Origin of the sequence: Nocardia jiangxiensis NBRC 101359 (assembly GCF_000308615.1) — a bacterium.
GTDB lineage: Bacteria > Actinomycetota > Actinomycetes > Mycobacteriales > Mycobacteriaceae > Nocardia > Nocardia jiangxiensis.
Genome location: NZ_BAGB01000041.1, coordinates 333,434 through 355,124 on the forward strand (window position 1 = coordinate 333,434; position 21,691 = coordinate 355,124).

The following is a 21,691-nucleotide window of genomic DNA, read 5'->3' on the forward strand; positions in this document are numbered from 1 at the left end:
GACGGTATGACGTACTCACGGACGGCGAGCCCGCAGTGGCCGCCGATATGCTGGTCGGGCACCTGAACGAGACGCAGGCGCGGATCTCGGCGGATCGGCCGGGATCGATACGACTTTCCGACGAGGACGAACCGATGGGTGAGGTGATCGCGGTCTACGACCGCGACGGACGGCAGATCGGCAGCGCCGACCGTTCCACGGTCTACGCGCGCGGGCTGTGGCATGCCAGCGCGGGCGTTCTGGTCCGGTCCGGCGATGGCGAACGCATCTATGTGCACCGCCGCACCGAGACCAAGGCCGTCTTCGCCGGGATGCACGACTGCCTGGCCGGGGGCGTCCTGGGCCCGAACGAGGATCCGGCCGACGCGGCGGTTCGCGAGCTCGGCGAGGAACTCGGAATCATCCTGGGTGACAACGATTCTCGTCCGGTCTCCCGGGCCCGCGTCAGCTGGGACGGCGAATGGCTCGGCACGCCGATGCGCTGCCACCTGTTCGCCTACGAGATCCGGTACGACGGCACGATCCGGCATCAGCCCGAGGAGATCGCCGACGGCTGGTGGTGGACCGACGCACAGCTGCGCGCCCACCTGGACGATCCGGCCTGGCCGTTCGTCCCCGACACTCGGCTGCTGGTCGAGGACCTGCTGCGCCCGGCAGCGCGGTAGATCACCCGACGTACGAGTCGGCCACCGCCAGAACCTCGTCGAGAATCTCCATCCCCGTACGCAATTCGTCGACCGAGGTGGTCAGTGGCGGCGCGATCTGCAGCCGATTCGCGGCGACGAAGGGCCACAACCCGCGCTCCTTGGCCGCGGCGGTGACCCGATTCATCGGTTCCTGCGCAGCACCACTCGCGGCGAAGGACACCAGCGGCTCCCGAGTCCCCGGATCCCGCACCAGCTCGAGGGCCCAGAAGAATCCCATGCCACGCGCCTCACCCACCGATGGGTGCCGAGAAGCCAGCTCGTGCAACCCCTTTCCGAGCACATCCGACCCGGCCGACCGAACGTGGTCCAGAATGCCCTCCCGTTCGAAGACCTCGATGGAGGCCACCCCGGCCGCGCACGCCAGCGGATGCCCCGCATAGGTGAGCCCGCCGGGATAGACGGCGTCGTCGTACCGTGCGGCGATCGACTCGGCGATCAGGACCCCGCCGAGCGGCACATAACCGGAGTTCACCCCCTTGGCGAAGGTGATCAGATCCGGCGCGACGTCGAATGCCTGCACCGCGAACCACTCACCCACGCGACCGAAACCGGCCATCACCTCATCGGCGATGTACACGATCCCGAACTCGTCACACAGTTCGCGCACACCGGCCAGATATCCCGGCGGCGGCACCAGCACGCCGTTCGTACCGACCACCGACTCCAGGATCAGTCCCGCAATATGTTGCGGCCCTTCGAGTTCGATCACCTGACGCAGATGTCGCAGCGCCGCGGCGGACTCCTGCTCCGGGGTCGAGGTCTGCCAGGCCGAGCGGTACGGGTACGGACCGAAGAACCGGACCACGTCCACATTGGTCGGCTCGGCGCCCCAGCGGCGCGGCTCACCGGTCAGGCCGATCGCCACGCCCGTACCGCCGTGATAGGAGCGGTAGGCCGAGAGCATCTTCGTGCGCCCGGTGTAGCTGCGAGCCAACCGCACCGCATGTTCGACCGCCTCGGCGCCGCCGGTGGTGAACAGCACCCGGTTCAGCTGCCCCGGCGCGCGTTCGACGATCAATCGGGCCAGTTCGCTGCGCACCTCGTTACCGACAGTCGGCGAGATGGTCGTCAACTTCTGCGCCTGCGCCACGATCGCAGCCACCACATCCGGATGCTGATGGCCGATGTTGACGTTCACCAACTGAGAGGAGAAGTCCAGATAGCGTCTGCCGTCGGCATCCCAGAACCAGGACCCCGAAGCGCCCGTGATCGGAACGGGATTCACTTTCGCCTGCGCACTCCACGGATAGAAGACGTGATCCACCGGCAACCTCCCTCACTCGGGCCACCGCGCGAGCCGCGTCCACCGCACGCACGGCACACTCCTGTTCGCGATCAAACCAGATCATCGGGCGCCCCGTCCCGGGTTCGTCGCGATCACCCGTAATCCGGTCGTTTTCGGTTTGATCACCGGGACAACGGGTACCAGCTAGCGCAACGGACGGTCTGTCGACTCACACGGACATTCGTCGGCCGCCGTGGCAAGATGCGCGGCAACCTGCCGCATCCGATGTTACGAAGGAGTCACCCCCCGGTGAACAGCGTTCCACAGCACCAGCAGCTCGACGACGATCGGCCGTCGCGCCGAATTCACCTACGGCGCACCATGATACGGCGGATCGGCCTCGTCGCCGCGGGTCTGTCGCTGGCGCTGTTCGGCACCGGTCAGGCGCTCGCTGCGCCCACGCCCGTGCACACCGGAGCGCCCGGGTGCATGAACGCGGGACCGGCCAAACCCAACGGCAAGCAGTGGCCCGCCGCACCGGGCATGACGATCAACCAGAAGGCGTCGTACACCGCGAGCCTGGAAACCAACTGCGGCACCATCACCGCCAAGCTCGACGCCGCCAAGGCTCCCCGGACGGTCAACTCCTTCGTCTTCCTGGCCGGACAGCAGTTCTTCGACCACACCCGCTGCCACCGCCTGACCACCGAGGGCATCTTCGTGCTCCAGTGCGGCGATCCGACCGGCACCGGGCGCGGCGGCCCCGGCTACAAGTTCCCCGATGAGAATCTCGCCGGCGCGACCTACCCCGCGGGCACCCTCGCGATGGCCAACGCCGGGCCGAACACCAACGGCAGCCAGTTCTTCCTGGTCTACAAGAACTCCCAGCTCCCGCCCAATTACACCCCGTTCGGCCACATCACCGGCGGTACGGATGTCCTGCAGAACATCGCGTCGGGCGGGACCAAGGACGGGTCCGGCGACGGCGCGCCTGCCACCGATATCATCCTGCAGTCCGTCACCACGCACTCCTGATCCGGCTGCTGCCGGACCCGGCGTGATCGGGTCCGGCAGCACCTTCGTACTTCACAGTTTCAGCATTCCCGGCCACGCCCGCGACCACGGCTCCCGCGGATCGGCACAGCGCCAGATGGTGACGTCGCGGGTCACGCCCGGCAGGCCCAGTCGGGTTTCCGCCCGTCCGGCCGCGGTGACGGCGCCGAATCGCGATCGCAGATCGGCCTCGTCACCGCCGACCCACAGCACCGTGCGCGCGGAATCCGGTGGAACGCCGAAATATCCGAAACCGCGACTCGGGCTGTACACCGCGGGCAGGCCGTAGGTGTGCCGGTAGACATCCAGAGCGCTTGCCTGCCAATACGAATCGGTGATCACCACGGTCTCCTCGCGCTCGCCCGCCGGGAGTGAGCGATACGTCGCAGCGGTTGCGGCGGCGAGTTCCGGCCAGCCGAATTTCGCGTAGAGCAAGGAGGATATCCCGTCATCCGCGGGCGCCGGGGGTAGCTCCCGCTCCGGTTGCAGCGGCAGAACGAGGATCACCATGACTGCGGAAACCGCCGCGAGCACCACGGCAATACCATTGCGCAACAACGACTTCGACCGCTGCGTCCACCAGACCGCACCGGCGGCCAGCACTGCGGCATAACAGCCGACGATATAGTAGGGCCGACCGTCGGTCAGGACGAACGCCACGATCAGAACCGGCGGGACCACCCCGAGAAACCGGTAGGGGCGCAACACCTCCGCGCGAAACAACGCCCAGAGCCCGCAGATCAGTAACAGCACGCCCAGTACACCGGCCGACCCCACCGCCAACGGGACGAAGGTGAACCGGCCGCCGATCGAATCCTGTTCCGCGGCAACCTCAGCGCCCATCCCGAGCTGCGGCCAGCCGTGACGGGCCTGCCAGATCAGGCTCGGCGCCATCGTCACCGCGACGACGGCCGCACCGCACCACAAGGCCGGGCGGCGCAACATCTCCCGGGGCCCGAAGGCCAGCACGCCGAGGACCAGCGCCAGCCACAGGAACGGGACCAGCCACTTGACCTGCATATCCAGCGCCGTCACCAGTCCCGCCCACAGCAGCAGCGAGTCTCGGCGGGTGCGCACCCATCGGACCACCAGCCAGCAGATCACCACCCACAGTGCCGTGTCGACGACATTGGTGGACAGCTGACCGCCCTGCGGCAGCAGGAACGGCGAGACCGCGTAGGCCGTCGCGGCCAGCACCTGCGCCGATCGCGACCCGCCGAACTCACGGGCGATCTGCGCGGTCACCACGATCGCCGCGAGGGTGACGAGCACCGCCGGAATGCGCACTGCCACCAGCGATCCCGGGGCGATCAGGTCCATCGACCGCGCGATCGCGGGCACCGCCGGCCCCTGGTCCGCATAACTCTCCGCGAGCCGACGGCCCGCGGAGATGAAATACAGTTCGTCCCCGAAGAAGCCGTAACGCCCGATCGACAGCCCGAGCGCGATCGCCGCGAGCACGACCACCGCCGCGACCCCCGCGACCGCGAACCGCGGCCGGTCCGAAGCCGAATCCCCTTGCACCACATCGATATTCAGTACTGCAGACATCAATTCCTCCCCTTCCGCGTGGCCAGATCGAACAACCGGCACACGTCCGCCGAATACTGCTCCACATCCCATTCCGCTTCGCGGATGGCACGCCCCGCCGCGCCGTCGATCGTGTCGCGCATGACCTTGGCCATCACCACCGGATCGAACTCGCCGAAATCGCCCACCCGCTGCCCGTCCCGCAACATATCGATCAGCGGCCGGATGATCTCGTCCTCACCGTCCGCCGCCGAGGCGAATTTCGGAGTCCCGTCCGGACCGCGCAGGTTCAGCACGACCTCGGTCAAGGCCGCCACATAGGCCCGATTCGCATCGATGAACCGCAGATTCGAGTCGAGATAGGCCAGCACCCGGGCACGCGGGCCGTCGGCGGCCTGGATCGCTGGAGTCATGAACTCCGCACCCGAGACGTACAGCTGGATCACCAACTGCGTCATCAGGTCGTCCTTACCGTCGAAGTGGTACGAGATGACCCCCTTCGAGATCCCCGCCCGCTCGGCGATCCGCGCCAACGAGGCATTCCCGTACCCGACCTCGGAGATCACCTCGACCGCGGCCGCGATGATCTGACGACGTCGCGCCTCCTCGATGAACGACCGCTTCTGGCCGTCCGAACCATTTTCTGTCCGCATGGCCAAATTTTATCCCATACGGCCAGAACCGCGCTGCCCCGAATATTGCGGGCCCGGGCCCCTGACACGACCGAGGGCCGCAATCCGATCGGATTGCGGCCCTCGGTGTGGCGGATCTACAGGTACTGACCCGTATTCGACTCGGTGTCGATGGCGCGGCTGGCGGAGGCGTTCTTGCCGGTGACCAGCGTGCGGATGTAGACGATCCGCTCGCCCTTCTTACCCGAGATGCGTGCCCAGTCATCGGGATTCGTGGTGTTGGGCAGGTCCTCGTTCTCGGAGAACTCGTCCACGATCGAATCGAACAGGTGCTGGATGCGCAGACCCGGGTTGCCGGTGTCGAGCACGGACTTGATCGCGTACTTCTTCGAGCGGTCCACGATGTTCTGGATCATGGCGCCGGAGTTGAAGTCCTTGAAGTACAGGACCTCCTTGTCACCGTTGGCGTAGGTGACCTCCAGGAACCGGTTGTCCTCGCTCTCGGCGTACATGCGGTCGACGACCCGTTCGATCATCGTCTGCACGCACTTGACCCGATCGCCGCCGAACTCGGCGATGTCGTCGGCGTGCAGCGGCAGCGTATCGGTGAGGTACTTCGAGAAGATGTCCTGCGCCGCCTCGGCGTCCGGCCGCTCGATCTTGATCTTCACATCCAGGCGTCCGGGCCGCAGGATGGCCGGGTCGATCATGTCCTCGCGGTTGGACGCGCCGATCACGATGACGTTCTCCAACCCCTCCACACCGTCGATCTCCGACAGCAGCTGGGGCACGACGGTGGTCTCCACGTCCGAGGAGACACCCGAACCGCGGGTGCGGAAGATCGAGTCCATCTCGTCGAAGAACACGATCACCGGGGTGCCCTCGGAGGCCTTCTCCCGCGCGCGCTGGAAGATGATCCGAATGTGCCGCTCGGTCTCGCCGACGAACTTGTTCAGCAGTTCCGGGCCCTTGATGTTGAGGAAGAAGGACTTGGCCTCCTTGGCGTCCTCACCGCGAGCCTCGGCGATCTTCTTCGCCAGCGAGTTGGCGACCGCCTTGGCGATCAGCGTCTTACCGCATCCGGGCGGGCCGTACAGCAGCACACCCTTGGGCGGACGCAGCGCGTACTCGCGGAACAGATCCTTGTGCAGGAAGGGCAGCTCCACCGCATCGCGGATCTGCTCGATCTGACGGCCCAGACCACCGATGTCCTCGTAGCCGACGTCGGGCACCTCCTCGAGCACGAGATCCTCGACCTCGGCCTTGGGGATACGCTCGAAGGCGAAACCGGCCTTGGTGTCGACCAGCAGGGAATCGCCCGCGCGCAGGCGGCGCACCGGACGATCGGGATCCTCCACGTCGTCGACGTCCACGAGGGCGGTGAGCGGGCCCGACAGCCACACCACGCGCTCCTCGTCGGCATGTCCGACCACCAGCGCCCGGCGACCGTCGTCGAGGATCTCGCGCAGGGTGCCCAGTTCACCGATCTGGTCGAAGTTGCCCGCCTCCACGACGGTCAGCGCCTCGTTCAACCGCACGCTCTGCCCGTAGTGCAACTCGGAGGTGTCGATATTGGGCGAACAGGTCAGCCGCATCTTGCGCCCGGAGGTGTAGACGTCGACCGTCTGATCCTCGTAGACGCTGATCAGGATGCCGTAGCCACTCGGTGGCTGACCCAGCCGATCGACTTCCTCGCGCAAGGCCACCAACTGCTGACGCGCCTCTTTGAGCGTGTCCATCAGCTTGGTGTTGCGAATCGTCAGCGAATCGACGCGCGCTTCCAATTCTCTTGTGCGATCCGGCGAGTCGGCGAGTTGCCTCCGGAGTGCAGCCGCCTCGGCGCGTACCGCCTCGAGCTCTCTCCAGGCCGCCGAATCCGAATTCTCGATGGGGCTCATGATGCCGCTCCTCCCAGTCCCGGTCTATCAACGCTACCGGGCCCGAACCGTTCTCGCTTTCCGACATTGTTTCGTCGTGATCACATCTGGGCTGCGTACTGCGGCTGGTCCAGCGCTTGCGCCGTCCTTGACCCTCCGCCTCCGGCGCGTTGTTCGCCGGATCCGAGCCGAGTGATGCGGACCGATGCTCCTTTCACCGGTCGTACTGTTGTAGCAGTAACGCCGCGCGGACCGTATCTGTTTCCGTGGCTACCGCATTCGCGGCCCGGAGCGTTACCGACCATCACAGCACCGACCACCGACAGATTCCGCAGAATCGCTCCGGCAGATCCGAATCAGCACCCATCGATCACCGCTGCTCGCAATTAGGCTACCCTTAGTTTCCTTGTTCGGAAACAGATTGAAAGGCATTCGCTTCATATGCTTGCCAACACCCGCGGCCGGATCGCCACCAGAACCCTTCGCACCGCTGTGACCAGCGTCTTCGCCGTTGCTGCAATCGCCGGAGGCACCGCGCTCGCCGCCGCCGACGCCCCCGCGCCCGCACCTCAGGAACTGCAGAGCAGCCTGGATCAGTTCGTCGATCCGGGCATTCCGGCCGCGGCCAAGACCAAGCTGGTCGTCGGCGGCGAGCGGCGCCAGGCCAATATCGAGACCATGAACAAGGGCCTGGCCAACTACGGCAAGGTCGGATTCGGCGTGAGCAACGTGCAGACCAAGGGCGATACCGCCAACGCCCAGGTCGCGGTCATCTCGCCGCACGGAACCGTGCCCGGCGTGCCGATGACCTGGCAGCACACCGCCGCGGGCTGGCAGATCTCCGACAGCACCGCGTGCGTGATCCTGGCCATGGGCAAGGCGCCCTGCTGAGCTGCTCGCCGGTTCCGCTCAGCCCTTGGAGGGGCGGCGTTGCGGCTTGGGCGCTACCACGCCGTCGGCCAGCCGCCGCGCGCTGATCAGGAAGGCGGTGTGGCCCTGCATGCGATGTTCCGGGCGAACCGCCAGGCCCACCACATGCCAGGGCCGCACCAGCGACTCCCAGGCCCGCGGTTCGGTCCAGCATTGTTGCTGCCGAAGCGCCTCCACCGTCTCCGAGAGCTGCGTCACGGTCGCCACGTAGACGATGAGCACGCCGCCAGGGATCAGCGCCTTGGCCACCGCGGGCAGCGCGTCCCAGGGTTTGAGCATGTCCAGCACGGCACGATCGACCTTCTCGCCGTCGTAGTCGGCGACGTCACCGAGCGTCAGCGACCAGTTAGCTGGACGTTCGCCGAAGAACCGTTCGACGTTGCGGACCGCATGTTCGGCGTGATCGTCGCGGATCTCGTACGAGAGCACCTGGCCCTCCGGGCCCACCGCGCGCAGCAGTGAGCACGTCAGCGCGCCGGACCCCGCACCCGCCTCGAGTACGCGCGCGCCGGGGAAGACATCACCCTCGTGCACGATCTGCGCGGCATCCTTCGGATAGATCACCGCCGCACCGCGCGGCATCGACAGCACGTAGTCGACCAGCAGCGGGCGCAGCGCGAGATACGGTGTGCCGTTGGCGGATTGGACCACGGTGCCCTCGTCGGCGCCGATCAGGTCGTCGTGGCGGATCTGGCCCTTGTGGGTGTGGAATTCCTTGCCCGGCTCCAGCACGACCGTGTGCTGGCGGCCCTTGGCGTCGGTCAGCTGCACCCGGTCACCCTCGGTGAATGGACCGGTCCGTCTGGCCGTCATGGATCTCCGTTCTCTATCTTGTCGGTGCCCCCGGCTAGCCTGCCAGGTATGTCAGCGCCGCCGACGATCAGCCCGCCGCCGGAGCCTGCGCATGCGTACACTCCGGCGCTGTCTCCTTCACGGGCAATGGATTTCAAACAATGTCCGCTGAAATACCGCCTGCGCGCGGTGGATCGGATACCCGAGCCTCCGGCGCGGCCCGCGGTGCGCGGCACGGTGGTGCACGCGGTCCTGGAGTCACTGTACGGGTTACCCAGCGGCGAACGAATTCCCGACCGTGCAGCCACCCTCGTCGCCCCCGCCTGGCAACGTTTGCTGGCCGAACGCCCGGAGCTCGCCGAGGTGGTCGAAGAGGGTGGTCTGGACGGTTTCCTGGACGAGGTGCACCGGCTTGTCCAGACCTATTACCGCCTGGAGGATCCCACCGCCTTCGACCCGGAGTCCTGCGAATCACTCATCGAGGTGAGCCTGCCGGACGGCTCCCCGCTGCGCGGTTTCGTCGACCGCATCGACGTCGCACCCGGTGGCCGCCTGACGGTGGTGGACTACAAGACCGGCCGCTCCCCCGCACCCGGCAGCGAGAACCGCGCCCTGTTCCAGCTCAAGTTCTACGCCCTGATCATGCTGCGCACCCGCGGTGTCGCACCCACCCGGCTGCGCCTGATCTACCTGTCCGACGGCCAGATCCTCACCTACCACCCCGACGAGGAGGAGCTACTACGCTTCGAGCGCATCCTTTCTGCCCTCTGGACGGCCATCAGCACAGCTCTGCGCACCGGTGATTTCCCACCCAACCGCAGCCGGCTCTGCCGATACTGCGATTACCAGGCGCTGTGCCCGGCCTTCGGCGGCACCCCGCCGCCCTACCCGGGCCCGCCCCACACCGTGGCGGACCCGCGCTAGGCACGTCCTAGAACCGGCAGGAGCGGATATCCGTCGCGAGGACGGCCTTGGCGCCCAGATCGGCGAGCTGGTCCATGACCTCGTTGCTCTGCTTGCGGGGGACCATCGCGCGCACGGCGACCCAGCCCGGATCGGCGAGCGGGGAGACGGTGGGCGATTCCAGGCCCGGGGTGATCTTCACGACGGCGTCGAGCAGATCCTTGGGGCAGTCGTAGTCGAGCATCAGGTACTGCTGGGCGAACACCACGCCCTGGATGCGCGCGACGAGCTGGTTGCGGCCCTTGTCGCTGCGTTCGGATCCGGCGCCCTCGATCAGCACCGCTTCCGAATCGCACAGCGACTCGCCGAACGCCACCAGATTGTGCTGACGCAGCGTGCGACCCGAGCCCACCACATCGGCGATGGCATCGGCGACGCCGAGCTGGATGGAGATCTCCACCGCGCCGTCGAGGCGGATCACCTCGGCCTGGATGCCGCGACGCTGCAGGTCGGCCAGCACCAGATTCGGATACGAGGTGGCGATGCGCTTGTCGTAGAGGTCCTCGACCTTCCATTCGCGACCGGCGGGCGCGGCATAGCGGAATCGGGAGCCGCCGAACCCCAGGCTCAGCCGCTCCTGGACCGGGGCACCGGAATCCAGCGCGAGGTCGCGGCCGGTGATGCCCAGATCGAGTTCACCCGACCCGACGTAGATCGCGATGTCCTTGGGACGCAGGAAGAAGAATTCGACCTGATTGGCGTTGTCGATCACCGACAGATCGCGCCCATCGGTGCGCTTGCGGTAACCGGCTTCGGTGAGGATGGCGACGGCGGCCTCGGACAGGGCGCCCTTGTTGGGTACTGCGACGCGGAGCATGGGGATGTTGTCCTTTCCGGACTCGTGACGGAGGGAATTGTGTGTGGACGGCCGCGCGGGCATCGCGCGAGCTATCCGTCACAGATGTCGGTACACGTCCTCCAGACGCAGTCCCCGGCCCACCATCAGCACCTGCACCCAATACAGCAGCTGCGAGATCTCCTCGGACAGCGCGTCGTCGCTCTCGTGCTCGGCCGCCAGCCAGACCTCACCGGCCTCCTCCAGCACCTTCTTGCCCTGCGAATGCACACCGGCGTCCAATGCCGCCACGGTTCCGGACCCCTCGGGGCGGTTGACCGCACGATCCTGGAGCTCGGCGAACAGGGTTTCGAAGTTCTTCACGGGTCGTGATTCTTTCAGATCCGGGGACAGGGTGTTTTTTCGGCCTCCAGTGAGCAACTCTCGGAGTCAAGCGTTCACTCGGCCGGGCCGATCGATGGCGTAGACGTAGTGATGGCCGTCGTCGGCGGGACTGTCCGGCGTCATCGGGCCCTCGGCGATCCGGTGCATCCCGGCCTTCTCCAGCGCGCGCCACGACGGCCGATTCTTCGCGGCGACCGGGATGATGACGCAGTCCGCGAGCGGGTACTCGAACCAGGTCGCCGCGATCATCGCGCGAATCATCGCCGGTCCGAGACCGCGCCCGACCCGTTGCGGATCGCCGATGAAGTAGTCGAGCGAGGCCGCCTCGGTCGGCACCGTGATCAACTTCACCAGATCCTCGAGGTACTCCGGAAAGTCGGTCAGCCGGCACCGCTGCATCAGTCCGATCGGTTCGGCGTCGGCGAAGATCAGCAGATCCTCCCCCGGTTCCTCGCCGCGCATGCACGGGCCGAAGTCGCGTTCGACCGCCTCCGGGGTGAATTCGTGGTTCCACCAGCGATGCACATGAGGCTGTGCCAGCCACCCGCACAGCAGCGGGAAGTCCGCGGCGCTCAGCCGCCGCCAGGTGAACTCGGGCAGGGATGCGCCGGTCATGAAGCCGACGCTAACAGTGCAGGTGGTCCGTTTTCACCCGATTTTTCGCGGCGGCACAACCCCCCGCGGATTCCGGCGACAGGTCACCGGAATCCGCGGGGGAGTGGCTATCCGGCGAGCAGTACCTGAAGTTCGGCCACGGCGATGCGCAGCTGTTCGGCGAACGCGTGCATCTCGTTCGCCACCGAGGTCGGCGTGGCCAGGTACAGGTTCCAGCGGTCCGGCAGCAGGACGTACGCGACGCCGATGCACTTGGCGCTGGTGCAGCCGAAACCGAAGTACTCGATATTCGCCGACGGCGCCGAGCTGGTGCTCAGATAGTCGTCACGGGTGATCAGCCAGCCGGGGCTGTCGTAGAACGGCATCGGCTCGGTGATGCCGAGTTCGGCGCCGCGACGCCGCTGGATCATCTGCAGCTCCCACAGATGCTGTTCGGGCGCCTTGCCGCTCTGGCACTCCTTCGCCCGAGCCACGTGCGCCTGCGCGGCGGTGCGCGCGATCTCCTGTCGCTGCTGCGCCGACAATGCCGGATCATCCATGGCCGCAACGAATTCCAGGATCTCCGGAGTCACCACGCGCATCGCCTCGGTCCGCCCGTTGCGGTACTGGCGAGTGGCGATCGATTCGTAGGTGGCCCCGGTGAGCCCCTTGCTGCGCCGGTGCGCGAGCTGATAACTCAACTGCGCGAAGGCATCCGGCGAGATGCCCAGCGATTTGGCCTGCTGGGTGCCGAAATCGGGGAAGGAGACCGTGAGGGTCGCGTTGTCGGCGGCGAAGGCCGCGAACGATGCTGCGGCCCGGTGAATTTCACCACGCAACGCCTCGTCCAGCGAGAACTCGACGGCCTCGATCGGCGGGACGCCCTGCGCCCGAGCTCCGGAACGCTCGGCGTGTTCGGCGACGGTTTTCTCCAGCAACGCGTCCACGAAGGACAGGATCGTGGTGCCGTCCAGCCCGCAGTGCTCGACGTTGATTCCGGCGGTGCCGTCGGCGAATACCAGGAACGACACCGCCTTGTCGAACCACCGGTTCCCGCTGTCGCCGTGCAAGAGCTGGTCACAGGCGTGCTGGGTGTCGTGCGGGGCGAAATCCTCCAGACAGACGCAGAACAGCGCGGTCTCGATGACCTCCAGCGCCGCGGCGTTCACCGGTTCGGCGCGCAGCGTCGGATACACACCCGCCCATTCCACCCGGGACAGCGTGGTGAGATGTCCGACCGCCGTGCCGTCCGCCGCCCGGCCCGCGCCGGACTTCATCACCGCACGCAGGCCGCCCGCGAGATCCTCGGGGGCGTAGGGCGTTCCGGACGAATCGAGCACGTCCATCCGGAACATGTTGCCGCGGAACAACACCAGGATGTGCCGGGCCTGCGAGGGGCCCGGCCACTGTGCGCTGTACGGCACGCGCACGGTGTCCTGCGGATCGCCGGGAATCCTGGTCTCGGAGAACAGCGACTTGTTCTGCGCCATCGAAAGATGCTGTCCGCGTTGCAGGATCGGCGGAATCAGCTCCTGATCGAGCAGCAGTTTGTAGTCCACCGCCGCGGTGATGATCGCCGCGGCCCGATCGACCTGCCGTGCGCCGGCGGCGTCATCCGAGGTCGCCTGGGACACCGACGCGGCCGAGCGGGCCAGCGGGGTGTCGTCGCGGAAGAGGAAGAAGAAGTTGGCGTTCAACGCGATTCGATCGCGTCGTCCCAGATACCGCGACGGCCAGAACTCGTCCAGCCAGCTGCTCACCCCCGGCTCCGCATCGAACCGGACCAGATCCGCATGCAGGGCGCGGGCCGGGCCGTCCTCGCGCAGCAGATCCTGCACCGCGAGGCGGGTCTGCTCGGATTCCTCGTCGGTGAGCAGCGGAGCGCTCCACTGCAGAAAGCGGGCGCAACTGTCTTCGAGTGTCGGCAGCGGCACACGCGGCAGCTGGTCGTCGAAGGCGAAGGTGCGGTCGGTCACTGGCGGTCCTCGGGGTCGATGGGTACGGGGCCGGTTGGTGAGACATGTGCGTATCGATCATCGCGCCCGGTCGCCGAGCGACCGGACGCGGGCCGATCAGACGGACTCGGATCGCCCGCGAGCGGGCGAATCAGGTTCGTACGGTTCGGGTGTCGAATAGTACAACTCGGCGTGCATCCAGCCGTCCTCCTCCACCCCCGAAGGATCGATTCCCTTGGCGGACAAGGTGTTCAGCACCTGCGTGCGCTCGGCCTCGGAGGCGAAACGGCGTTGGTGGAAGGTGCCGGGCATCTTGCGGGTGTGGTAACCCAGCCGGGACAGCCGCCGGGCGATCGGCTCGTAGTCGTACATCCGCAACACGAAATGCGCCATCCAGGGCAGACGCTCGCCGTGCGCGTGCACCACTTGCAGCAGCGTGCGATCGGTGACGTAGCCGATGCATCCGGTGGAGATCACCACGTCCGTGGACGCGAGCACCGTGCGCTGCGCCGCGGTCGGCGGACCCGATTCCAGGTCGGCGTGGACCACGTCGTGCAGCAGTCCGGCCGCGGTGGCGTAGGCCAGCGCCGGCTCGGAGGCGTCCATACCCACGAAGCGTACCTCCGGATGCCGGTCGCGGGCCGCCAGACGGGCGCGGTCCCGCTCGATCCGTGCGGTGGTGTCGCCGCCGCGGTAGTGCTCGGCCAGCTGGGCGACGGTGGTGTCGAACCGCATGAGCGCGGCGCTCACCCCGTAGGAGCACCCGATGTCCAGGACGGTCGGCGCGGTGCCGACGGCCGCTCGGTAGTCGGCGATGAAACTCTCGAAGTGCGGTTTGGCCAATTCCGGTATCCGATAGTCCAATTCGGACATGCGGAGGTAGTAGTCACGAGGATCGGTACGGTCGTAGATGTCGTCGAACGAGGCTTTTCCAGTGCTGTGCAAGGAAACCGGCACGGGCACTCCTCTCAATCGAGTAATCGGTCACCGCGCACGGAGCGGCCCGCCGCGGCCAGATGGTCCGGCAGGACCCGCCCGAACAGCTGCCTGGTGCGCTCGGCTGTGCCGATCACCCCGGGACGCTCGTTGTAGGCGAAAATTGCGGTGTGCCGCTGTCGATCTCCCGCGACCGGCGACACCCGGTGCAGCGAGAACCGGCCCTGGAACAGCTGCAGATCTCCTGGCCTCAGCTCGAGCCGTCGTACGAGTTCGTCCCCCACGCCGGTCAGCACCGAGCGCACATCGTCGAGATTCTCCGCCTCCGGCGACCGAATCCCCGGGCAGTACTCGAAGGTTCCGCCCTCGTCCGGCAACTGGGTCAGCATCGACACGGTGAACTCGTTGGTGTCGAAATGCCACGGATGCGACATGCCCGGCGACACGACGTTCAGGCACAGCCCGGCCAGCGGGTCGGCGAACTCGTGCAGAGCGGGCAGTTCGAAGCAGTCGGCGAGGAATCGCCGGAACAGCGGACTGCTGTACAGGATCTGGATCAGCGCCTCGGGCGGGATGAGATCGCGTGCCACGAAGGCGTTTCCGCGCTCGAGCACGATCCGGCCAGGATGATCCGGCGGCAGATCCGCATCCAGCGGGATGTTGTACGCGTTCACCCGTTCGACGCGATAGTAGGCCTGCGGGGCGAGCGCGACGCCTTCGGTGCGCAGCGCCTCGAGCAGCTCCGGACGAATGAAACCCCGGAGCACACAACAGCCGTCCGCACCCAGGTCGGCGCGTGCCGTGCCGACTACCTCGTCCCATGCCGCGGATCGCGGCTCCCGCAACGGATACCGGACGGTATCGATGATCGCTTCCAGGGTGCCCGAGTCGTCCTGTCCCGAACCGTTTTCCGATTCATGCACCTGCGCCCCCTGTCGCCGTCATGGCGACCATTGTGACCCGGGGACGGCGCGCCCACGGCAATTCGGACAGATCGTTGGCATAAATCACAAACCGGCGAGTAGCCGTGCGCAACAGCGCCATTCATGATCACAACCGATCGGACCGACCGTCCCGTATGTATTGATATCGGCAGTCGGCAGCGACGACGGAACAGATGCGCGTGGCCGTGCGGCAGGCTCAGACGAGCGCGTCCAGATCGGCGATCGTCAGACCGATCAGGGAATCGCGGAAGGTGTAGCCGGGTGCGGGCGGCACCGGAATCTCACACGGGATCACCAGCACCGCGCAGCCCGCAGCCGCCGCGGACGCCGAACCGGTCGGCGAATCCTCCACCGCCACACAGTGTTCGGGAGCGATGCCGAGCAGTTCGGTGGCACGGCGATACGGGTCGGGCGCGGGTTTGCCGTGCGCCACCTCGTCACCGCACACCGAGATGTCGAAGTGCTCGCGGCCGAGCGTGTTCAGGCACACCTCGGCGACCTCCCGCTGCGTGTTGGTCACCAGCGCGCTCCGCAATCCCGCCGCACGGACCATCCGCAGTGCCTCCTGCGCGCCGGGCCGCCAGGGAATCGGACCGGCCATCAACTCGGTGACCCGCCGCTGCAGCCACTCCCCCGCCTCGGCCATCCGCACCGGATCCGGCTCGAGTCCCAGACCGGTGAAGATGATCCGCAGCGCATTCGCCGCAGCGGAGCCGATCAGCGCGTGTCTGGTCGCATCGGTCATCTCACCGCCGAGTTCCACCGACAGTTCGCGCACCGCGATATCCCAGAGTTTCTCCGAATCCAGCAGAGTGCCGTCCATATCCCACAGCACGGCCTTCGCGGCGGGTACGGACACCCGGCGACTCCTTTTCCTCGGATCTGTCCTTCCGGAGCCGGTGATCGGCTTCCGGGTGCGTGCACCGCCCCCCGAAATGGCTGCCTTCCGAGGTGATCACGCTGTCGCCACACTATCGGCCCGGCACCTGTGACCTGGATCCGGCCCAGCACGGGTAACTCGGCCGGATCAGCGCTCATCCCACCTGGGAGTCGAGGATCACCGTCTGACCGTTGACCGAACCGACCCGGCACCACCGCTGCTCCGAGGTGACCTGTCCGTTCTTGTAGTGGTACGTGACCGTGCCGGTAGCCGTATCGCCGTTCTCGGATACCCCGCTCACCGCCACCGAACTGAATTCACCCCAGAATTGCAGGTAGTTGTCGTATCCGCCGGACGAGGACTGATATCCGGAGGACAGCAGCGGCCACGCGGCTGCCGCATTGCCCGGCAGCATGCCGTAGTAGCTGCTCATGAATCCGGCGGGGTCGGCGGGCGCGGCCGCTGTGGTGGTCGCGGACGCCGTGGTGGTGGTACTCGACGCCGCCGAGGACGTCGTGGTGCTGTTCGCGGTGGTCGGTTCGGCGCTGCCGGTGCTCTGCGCATGGGCGGCAGGCGGCACGGCCGCGGCGGACGCGGCCTGGGTCGACGATGCCGCGGCGACGGTGTGGTCGTCTCCACCGCTCCGCACCATCGCGACCAGCCCGACGATCACCAACACCACGACGACACCGGCCGCCGCGAGAACGAGCACGCGACGGTTGGCCGTCAGAGCGGTCGGCTTCGGCTTGTCGACCGGTGCAGCGACCGGACTCGTCCCGCCCGGACCTCCGGCACCGATGTGCAAGGTCGAATCGGCCGCATTACCCGCCGCCGCACCGCCCGCCATGACCGTCGTCGCGGCCGCACCATCGACCGCGGATGATTTCGGCAGGATCTTGGTGGCCGAAGGCGGCAGCACGGGCGCTCGTCCCTCGGCGACCGCCTCGAGTTCCTTCTGCGCCTCGGTCATGGTCGGCCGGTCGCCCGGCTCCGCGGCCAGCAATCGCATCAGCACCGGAGCCAGTGTGCCGGCGCGCTGCGGCGCGGGTACCTCCGCGCGCACCACCGAGTGCAGGACGGCCAGCGGATTGTCGCCCTCACCGAACGGCGGCTGCCCCTCCACCGCCGCGTACAACGTCGAGCCCAGCGCGAACACGTCCGACGGGGATTCCGGATTCTCCCCGCGCGCCACCTCGGGCGCCAGATAGGCGGGCGTGCCCGCGAGAAATCCGGTGGAGGTGACCGTGACATCGCCGACCGCGCGGGAAATGCCGAAATCGGTGATCTTCACCGCGCCGTTGTCCGCGACCAGAATGTTGGCCGGTTTCACATCGCGGTGCACGATTCCGGCATCGTGCGCGGCAGCCAGCGCGGCGGCCACGCGCGCACCGATCCGGGCCACCTCCTGGGGATCGAGATGTCCCTTCTCCCGCATCAGTGTCGCCAGGCTCGGTGCGTCGACGAATTCCATGACCAACCACGGCTGGCCGTCCTCCTCCGCGACATCGAATACCGTGACCGCGTTCTGATGATGCAGTCGCGCCGCGATGCGCCCCTCCCGCATCGCGCGCATCTTCGCCTCCAGCGCCTGCGACCGCGTCAGGCCGGGTGCTAGCAGAAGTTGCTTCACCGCGACCGTTCGCCGCAACCGGACATCACTTGCCCGCCAGACGACCCCCATTGCCCCCGAGCCGATGGGATCGCCCAGCCGGTAACGTCCCGCGATCAGCCGGTCCGATGTCATGTTCTCGTGCCCCTCCTACGCTTGCACGCCGAGCCACCCTGCCACTCTGCGTGAAGCCCGGAAACTCGAATATCTTACGCGTTAAAGTATTTCGCTTCCGGATGCAGTAGGACGAACGCATCCGTCGACTGCTCCGGATGCAGTTGCAACTCCTCGGACAGTGTGACACCGATCCGCTCGGATTCGAGAATCGACACCAGTTTCGCCCGATCCTCGAGTTCCGGACAGGCGCCGTAGCCGAATGAGTAACGCGCACCACGATATCCGAGCTTGAAGTACTCCTGCACATCAGCGGGATCGTCGTCGGACACCGCATGCCCGTCCAGCACGAGTTCCTCGCGAATCCGGCGATGCCAGTATTCGGCCAGCGCCTCGGTCAGCTGCACGCCGATGCCGTGCACCTCGAGGTAATCGCGGTAATTGTCCTGTGCGAACAACTCGTTGGCGAAATCGGCGATCGGCTGGCCCATCGTGACCAGCTGGAACGGCAGCACGTCCACCTGTCCGGTCTGTGCCGCGAGTTCGCGCGAACGGATGAAATCGGCGATACACAGGAAACGGTCGCGTTGCTGGCGCGGGAATGTGAACCGATAACGCTCCGGCGCACCGGGATCCGCTTCGGTGAGCACGATCACCTCATCGCCCTCGGAGACCGCGGGGAAATATCCGTACACGACCGCGGCATGGGCGAGCACGCCCTCGGCGGTGAGCCGATCGAGCCAGTACCGCAGTCGCGGACGCCCCTCGGATTCGACCAATTCCTCGTAGCTGGGGCCCTCGCCGCCGCGTTGCCCACGCAGACCCCACTGTCCCAGGAACAGCGCACGCTCGTCGAGCAGACCCGAATATTCCTGCAGCGAAAGACCCTTCACCACCCGGCTGCCCCAGAACGGCGGCACCGGGACGGGCAGATCGGCGGCCACATCGGAGCGGGCGGGCACCTCCACCGGCACCTCGACCGACTTGCGTTCGGCCGCAATGCGCTTGGAGCGTTCGTGCCGGGCCTTGCGCTCGGCGGCCTTCTCCCGTGCGGCGATCACCTCCGGACTGTCGACATCGAGACCGCCGCCGCGTTTGATCGTCATGATCTCGTCCATCAGGCGCAGGCCCTCGAACGCATCGCGCGCGTAGTGCACATCGCCCTGGTAGACGTCGGTCAGATCGTTCTCGACGTACGAGCGGGTCAGTGCGGCTCCGCCCAGCAGCACCGGGAACTGATCGGCCATCCCGCGGGTGTTGAGCTCCTCGAGGTTCTCCTTCATCACCACGGTCGACTTGACCAGCAGGCCGGACATGCCGATCACGTCGGCCTTCTTGTCCACCGCGGCGTCCAGGATCGTCGCGATCGGCTGCTTGATGCCCAGGTTGACGACCTCGTAGCCGTTGTTGGACAGGATGATGTCGACCAGGTTCTTGCCGATGTCGTGCACGTCGCCCTTGACCGTGGCCAGCACGATGCGGCCCTTGCCCGAATCGTCGGTGGCCTCCATGTGCGGTTCCAGGTAGGCGACCGCGGCCTTCATCACCTCCGCGGACTGCAGCACGAACGGCAGCTGCATCTGGCCCGAGCCGAACAGCTCGCCGACGGTCTTCATCCCGGACAGCAACGTCTCGTTGATGATCCGCAGCGGCGGCACCTCGGTCATGGCCGTATCCAGATCGGCCTCGATATCGTTGCGCTCACCGTCGACGATGCGCCGCTCGAGCCGGTCGAACAGCGGCAGTGCGGCGAGTTCCTCCGCGCGCGAGGCCCTGGAGGAAGCCGTGGAGACGCCCTCGAACATCGTCATCAGCTTCTGCAGCGGGTCGTAGCCGTCGCTGCGCCGGTCGTACACCAGATCCAATGCCGTCTCGCGCTGCTCCTCGGGAATCCGGCTGATCGGCAGGATCTTCGAGGCGTGCACGATGGCCGAATCCAGTCCGGCTTCGACGCATTCGTGCATGAAGACCGAGTTGAGCACCTGGCGCGCGGCCGGATTCAGGCCGAAGGAGATGTTCGACAGACCCAGGGTGGTCTGCACATCCGGATGCCTGCGCTTGAGTTCGCGGATCGCCTCGATGGTCTCCAGACCGTCGCGCCGGGACTCCTCCTGGCCGGTGCCCAGGGTGAAGGTCAGCGTATCGATGATGATGTCGCTCTCGGCCATGCCCCAGTTGCCGGTGATGTCGGCGATCAGGCGCTCGGCGATCTCGACCTTGTGCTGCGCCGTGCGCGCCTGCCCCTGCTCGTCGATGGTCAGCGCGACCACCGCCGCGCCGTGCTCGGCGACCAGCGCCATGGTCTTCTGGAAGCGCGACTCCGGACCCGCGCCGTCCTCGTAGTTCACCGAGTTGACCGCGCAGCGGCCGCCCAGATGTTCCAAACCCGCTCGCAGCACCGGGGTTTCGGTGGAGTCGAGCATGATCGGCAGGGTCGAGGCGGTGGCCAGACGGCTCGCCAGGGCCTCCATATCCTTGGTGCCGTCGCGGCCGACGTAGTCGACGCACAGGTCCAGCATGTGCGCGCCGTCGCGGGTCTGGTCCTTGGCGATGTCCAGGCATCTCTGCCAGTCCTCGGCCAGCATCGCCTCGCGGAATGCCTTGGAGCCGTTGGCATTCGTACGCTCGCCGATCATCAGCACCGACGCGTCCTGCTCGAACGGGACCGCGGTGTACATACTCGACACACTCGGCTCGTGCACCGGCTGACGATCGCCCCGGGTCGCGCCGCGCACCGCCTCGGCGACCTGACGGATGTGCTCGGGTGTGGTGCCGCAGCAACCGCCGACCAGCGCCAAGCCGAACTCGGTCACGAAACCGCTCAGCGCGGCCGCCAATTCCTCTGGCGTCAATGGGTATTCGGCGCCATTGGGACCCAGCACCGGCAGGCCCGCGTTCGGCATCACCGACACCGGCAGCTTCGCGTGCTTGGACAGGTGCCGCAGATGTTCGCTCATCTCGGTCGGGCCGGTGGCACAGTTCAGGCCGATCATGTCGACCCCGAGCGGCTCGATCGCGGTCAGCGCCGCGCCGATCTCACTGCCCACCAGCATCGTTCCGGTGGTCTCCACGGTGACGTGGGTGATGATCGGAATCCGGCGGCCCGCCTGGACCATCGCCCGCCGCGAACCGGTCACCGCGGCCTTGACCTGCAACAGGTCCTGGCAGGTCTCGATCAGGATCGCATCGGCTCCGCCGTCGAGCATGCCCAGCGCGGCCTCGGCGTACGCATCGCGCAGGGCGGCGAACGGCGCATGACCCAGCGTCGGCAGTTTGGTGCCCGGTCCCATGGAGCCCAGCACGTATCGCGGAGTGCCGTCAGCGCCCGGACCCATCTCGTCGGCGACCTCGCGGGCCAGCCGGGTGCCGCGCTCGGACAGATCCCGGATTCGGTCCGCGATGTCGTAATCGGCCAGATTGGGCAGATTGCAGCCGAATGTGTTGGTCTCCACCGCATCCGCACCGGCCTCGAAGTAGGCGCGATGGATGTGCCGCAGCACGTCCGGACGGGTGTCGTTCAGGATCTCGTTGCAGCCCTCGAGGCCGCGGAAGTCGTCCAGCGACAGATCCGCAGCCTGCAGCATGGTGCCCATCGCACCGTCTCCGATCACGACACGCCGGGCGAGCGTGTCGAGCAAGGTGGTATCGAACTCGGCGCGAGGGGACACAGGCATGTACTAGAGGGTAATGGGAAGCACGGACAAGTCCGACGACAGCGCCGGGCCTCAGGCGCCGGAAGTGGTCCGCGCCACACTCGATCCGGGCACCCG

Annotated in this window: 18 protein-coding genes; 4 read left to right on the plus strand and 14 right to left on the minus strand. The window is 67.0% G+C overall.

Translation table 11 applies throughout. The annotated features are described in order from the left end of the window. Window positions 1-134 precede the first annotated feature (134 nt). Complete coding sequence (locus ON40_RS15620; protein ID WP_040824178.1) at window positions 135-665, plus strand: NUDIX hydrolase; 531 nt, start codon at window positions 135-137, stop codon at window positions 663-665. A 1-nt stretch (window position 666) separates the two neighbouring features. Here the strand turns inward: ON40_RS15620 and ON40_RS15625 are convergent, their stop codons facing one another. Next, entirely contained in the window at window positions 667-1,971 is a 1,305-nt protein-coding gene (locus ON40_RS15625; protein WP_040823101.1) for an aspartate aminotransferase family protein, read from the minus strand. 270 nt (window positions 1,972-2,241) lie between these two features. Here ON40_RS15625 and ON40_RS15630 point away from each other — a divergent pair, with 270 nt between their 5' ends. Beyond that, window positions 2,242-2,967 carry a peptidylprolyl isomerase gene (locus tag ON40_RS15630; protein WP_281033038.1) on the plus strand — a complete coding sequence of 242 codons (726 nt, stop codon included), beginning with the start codon at window positions 2,242-2,244 and terminating at the stop codon, window positions 2,965-2,967. A gap of 51 nt (window positions 2,968-3,018) precedes the next feature. Here ON40_RS15630 and ON40_RS15635 read toward each other — a convergent pair whose 3' ends face one another. The 3 genes from ON40_RS15635 to arc all read right to left on the minus strand — a co-directional run bounded on the left by ON40_RS15635 (window position 3,019) and on the right by arc (window position 7,045). Further along, window positions 3,019-4,536 (minus strand): ArnT family glycosyltransferase, encoded by a 1,518-nt coding sequence (locus ON40_RS15635; RefSeq protein ID WP_040823103.1) that lies wholly within the window; start codon window positions 4,534-4,536, stop codon window positions 3,019-3,021. Beyond that, a complete protein-coding gene (locus ON40_RS15640) occupies window positions 4,536-5,168 on the minus strand; it encodes a TetR/AcrR family transcriptional regulator (protein WP_040824183.1) in 633 nt (210 codons plus the stop codon). The genes ON40_RS15635 and ON40_RS15640 overlap by 1 nt, the downstream gene beginning before the upstream one ends. Window positions 5,169-5,284: 116 nt before the next feature. Further along, window positions 5,285-7,045: a proteasome ATPase gene (arc, locus tag ON40_RS15645; RefSeq protein ID WP_040823104.1), complete on the minus strand. Its 1,761-nt coding sequence runs from the start codon at window positions 7,043-7,045 to the stop codon at window positions 5,285-5,287. A 420-nt stretch (window positions 7,046-7,465) separates the two neighbouring features. On the opposite strand from arc, the gene ON40_RS15650 reads away from it, so the two are divergent. After that, entirely contained in the window at window positions 7,466-7,915 is a 450-nt protein-coding gene (locus ON40_RS15650) for an MTB12 C-terminal domain-containing protein (RefSeq protein ID WP_051193144.1), read from the plus strand. An 18-nt stretch (window positions 7,916-7,933) separates the two neighbouring features. Here ON40_RS15650 and ON40_RS15655 read toward each other — a convergent pair whose 3' ends face one another. Continuing rightward, on the minus strand, window positions 7,934-8,767 hold the full coding sequence (locus tag ON40_RS15655; protein WP_040823106.1) for a tRNA (adenine-N1)-methyltransferase: 834 nt from the start codon (window positions 8,765-8,767) through the stop codon (window positions 7,934-7,936). A 48-nt stretch (window positions 8,768-8,815) separates the two neighbouring features. Here ON40_RS15655 and ON40_RS15660 point away from each other — a divergent pair, with 48 nt between their 5' ends. After that, window positions 8,816-9,670, plus strand: coding sequence for a RecB family exonuclease (locus tag ON40_RS15660; protein WP_083895660.1), 855 nt, complete (start codon window positions 8,816-8,818; stop codon window positions 9,668-9,670). A gap of 7 nt (window positions 9,671-9,677) precedes the next feature. Here the strand turns inward: ON40_RS15660 and hisG are convergent, their stop codons facing one another. From hisG to metH, 9 genes are all read right to left on the minus strand, one after another. Further along, window positions 9,678-10,526 carry an ATP phosphoribosyltransferase gene (hisG, locus tag ON40_RS15665; RefSeq protein ID WP_040824189.1) on the minus strand — a complete coding sequence of 283 codons (849 nt, stop codon included), beginning with the start codon at window positions 10,524-10,526 and terminating at the stop codon, window positions 9,678-9,680. 78 nt (window positions 10,527-10,604) lie between these two features. Then, the gene (locus ON40_RS15670) at window positions 10,605-10,868 is read right to left on the minus strand and encodes a phosphoribosyl-ATP diphosphatase (RefSeq protein WP_040824192.1); all 264 of its coding nucleotides are present in this window, start codon (window positions 10,866-10,868) and stop codon (window positions 10,605-10,607) included. 66 nt (window positions 10,869-10,934) lie between these two features. Beyond that, window positions 10,935-11,504: a GNAT family N-acetyltransferase gene (locus ON40_RS15675; protein ID WP_040823111.1), complete on the minus strand. Its 570-nt coding sequence runs from the start codon at window positions 11,502-11,504 to the stop codon at window positions 10,935-10,937. A gap of 107 nt (window positions 11,505-11,611) precedes the next feature. Next, window positions 11,612-13,459: a choline/carnitine O-acyltransferase gene (locus ON40_RS15680; RefSeq protein ID WP_040823113.1), complete on the minus strand. Its 1,848-nt coding sequence runs from the start codon at window positions 13,457-13,459 to the stop codon at window positions 11,612-11,614. 96 nt (window positions 13,460-13,555) lie between these two features. Then, window positions 13,556-14,395: a class I SAM-dependent methyltransferase gene (locus ON40_RS15685; protein WP_040824194.1), complete on the minus strand. Its 840-nt coding sequence runs from the start codon at window positions 14,393-14,395 to the stop codon at window positions 13,556-13,558. An 11-nt stretch (window positions 14,396-14,406) separates the two neighbouring features. Next, a complete protein-coding gene (locus ON40_RS15690) occupies window positions 14,407-15,297 on the minus strand; it encodes a HalD/BesD family halogenase (RefSeq protein WP_051193145.1) in 891 nt (296 codons plus the stop codon). A gap of 217 nt (window positions 15,298-15,514) precedes the next feature. Continuing rightward, the gene (locus tag ON40_RS15695) at window positions 15,515-16,177 is read right to left on the minus strand and encodes an HAD family hydrolase (protein ID WP_040823114.1); all 663 of its coding nucleotides are present in this window, start codon (window positions 16,175-16,177) and stop codon (window positions 15,515-15,517) included. Between the two features lie 175 nt (window positions 16,178-16,352). Beyond that, window positions 16,353-17,942: a serine/threonine-protein kinase gene (locus ON40_RS15700; protein WP_040823117.1), complete on the minus strand. Its 1,590-nt coding sequence runs from the start codon at window positions 17,940-17,942 to the stop codon at window positions 16,353-16,355. A gap of 74 nt (window positions 17,943-18,016) precedes the next feature. Beyond that, window positions 18,017-21,595 carry a methionine synthase gene (gene metH / locus ON40_RS15705; RefSeq protein ID WP_040823119.1) on the minus strand — a complete coding sequence of 1,193 codons (3,579 nt, stop codon included), beginning with the start codon at window positions 21,593-21,595 and terminating at the stop codon, window positions 18,017-18,019. Between the last annotated feature and the right edge of the window lie 96 nt (window positions 21,596-21,691).

Bases quoted from the DNA above. Each gene is read 5' to 3' on its own strand.
- ON40_RS15700 (WP_040823117.1), bottom strand. From the start codon at position 17,942: ATGACATCGGACCGGCTGATCGCGGGACGTTACCGGCTGGGCGATCCC.
- ON40_RS15660 (WP_083895660.1), top strand. From the start codon at position 8,816: ATGTCAGCGCCGCCGACGATCAGCCCGCCGCCGGAGCCTGCGCATGCG.
- ON40_RS15655 (WP_040823106.1), bottom strand. From the start codon at position 8,767: ATGACGGCCAGACGGACCGGTCCATTCACCGAGGGTGACCGGGTGCAG.
- ON40_RS15640 (WP_040824183.1), bottom strand. From the start codon at position 5,168: ATGCGGACAGAAAATGGTTCGGACGGCCAGAAGCGGTCGTTCATCGAG.
- metH (WP_040823119.1), bottom strand. From the start codon at position 21,595: ATGCCTGTGTCCCCTCGCGCCGAGTTCGATACCACCTTGCTCGACACG.
- hisG (WP_040824189.1), bottom strand. From the start codon at position 10,526: ATGCTCCGCGTCGCAGTACCCAACAAGGGCGCCCTGTCCGAGGCCGCC.
- arc (WP_040823104.1), bottom strand. From the start codon at position 7,045: ATGAGCCCCATCGAGAATTCGGATTCGGCGGCCTGGAGAGAGCTCGAG.
- ON40_RS15620 (WP_040824178.1), top strand. From the start codon at position 135: ATGGGTGAGGTGATCGCGGTCTACGACCGCGACGGACGGCAGATCGGC.
- ON40_RS15635 (WP_040823103.1), bottom strand. From the start codon at position 4,536: ATGTCTGCAGTACTGAATATCGATGTGGTGCAAGGGGATTCGGCTTCG.
- ON40_RS15675 (WP_040823111.1), bottom strand. From the start codon at position 11,504: ATGACCGGCGCATCCCTGCCCGAGTTCACCTGGCGGCGGCTGAGCGCC.
- ON40_RS15650 (WP_051193144.1), top strand. From the start codon at position 7,466: ATGCTTGCCAACACCCGCGGCCGGATCGCCACCAGAACCCTTCGCACC.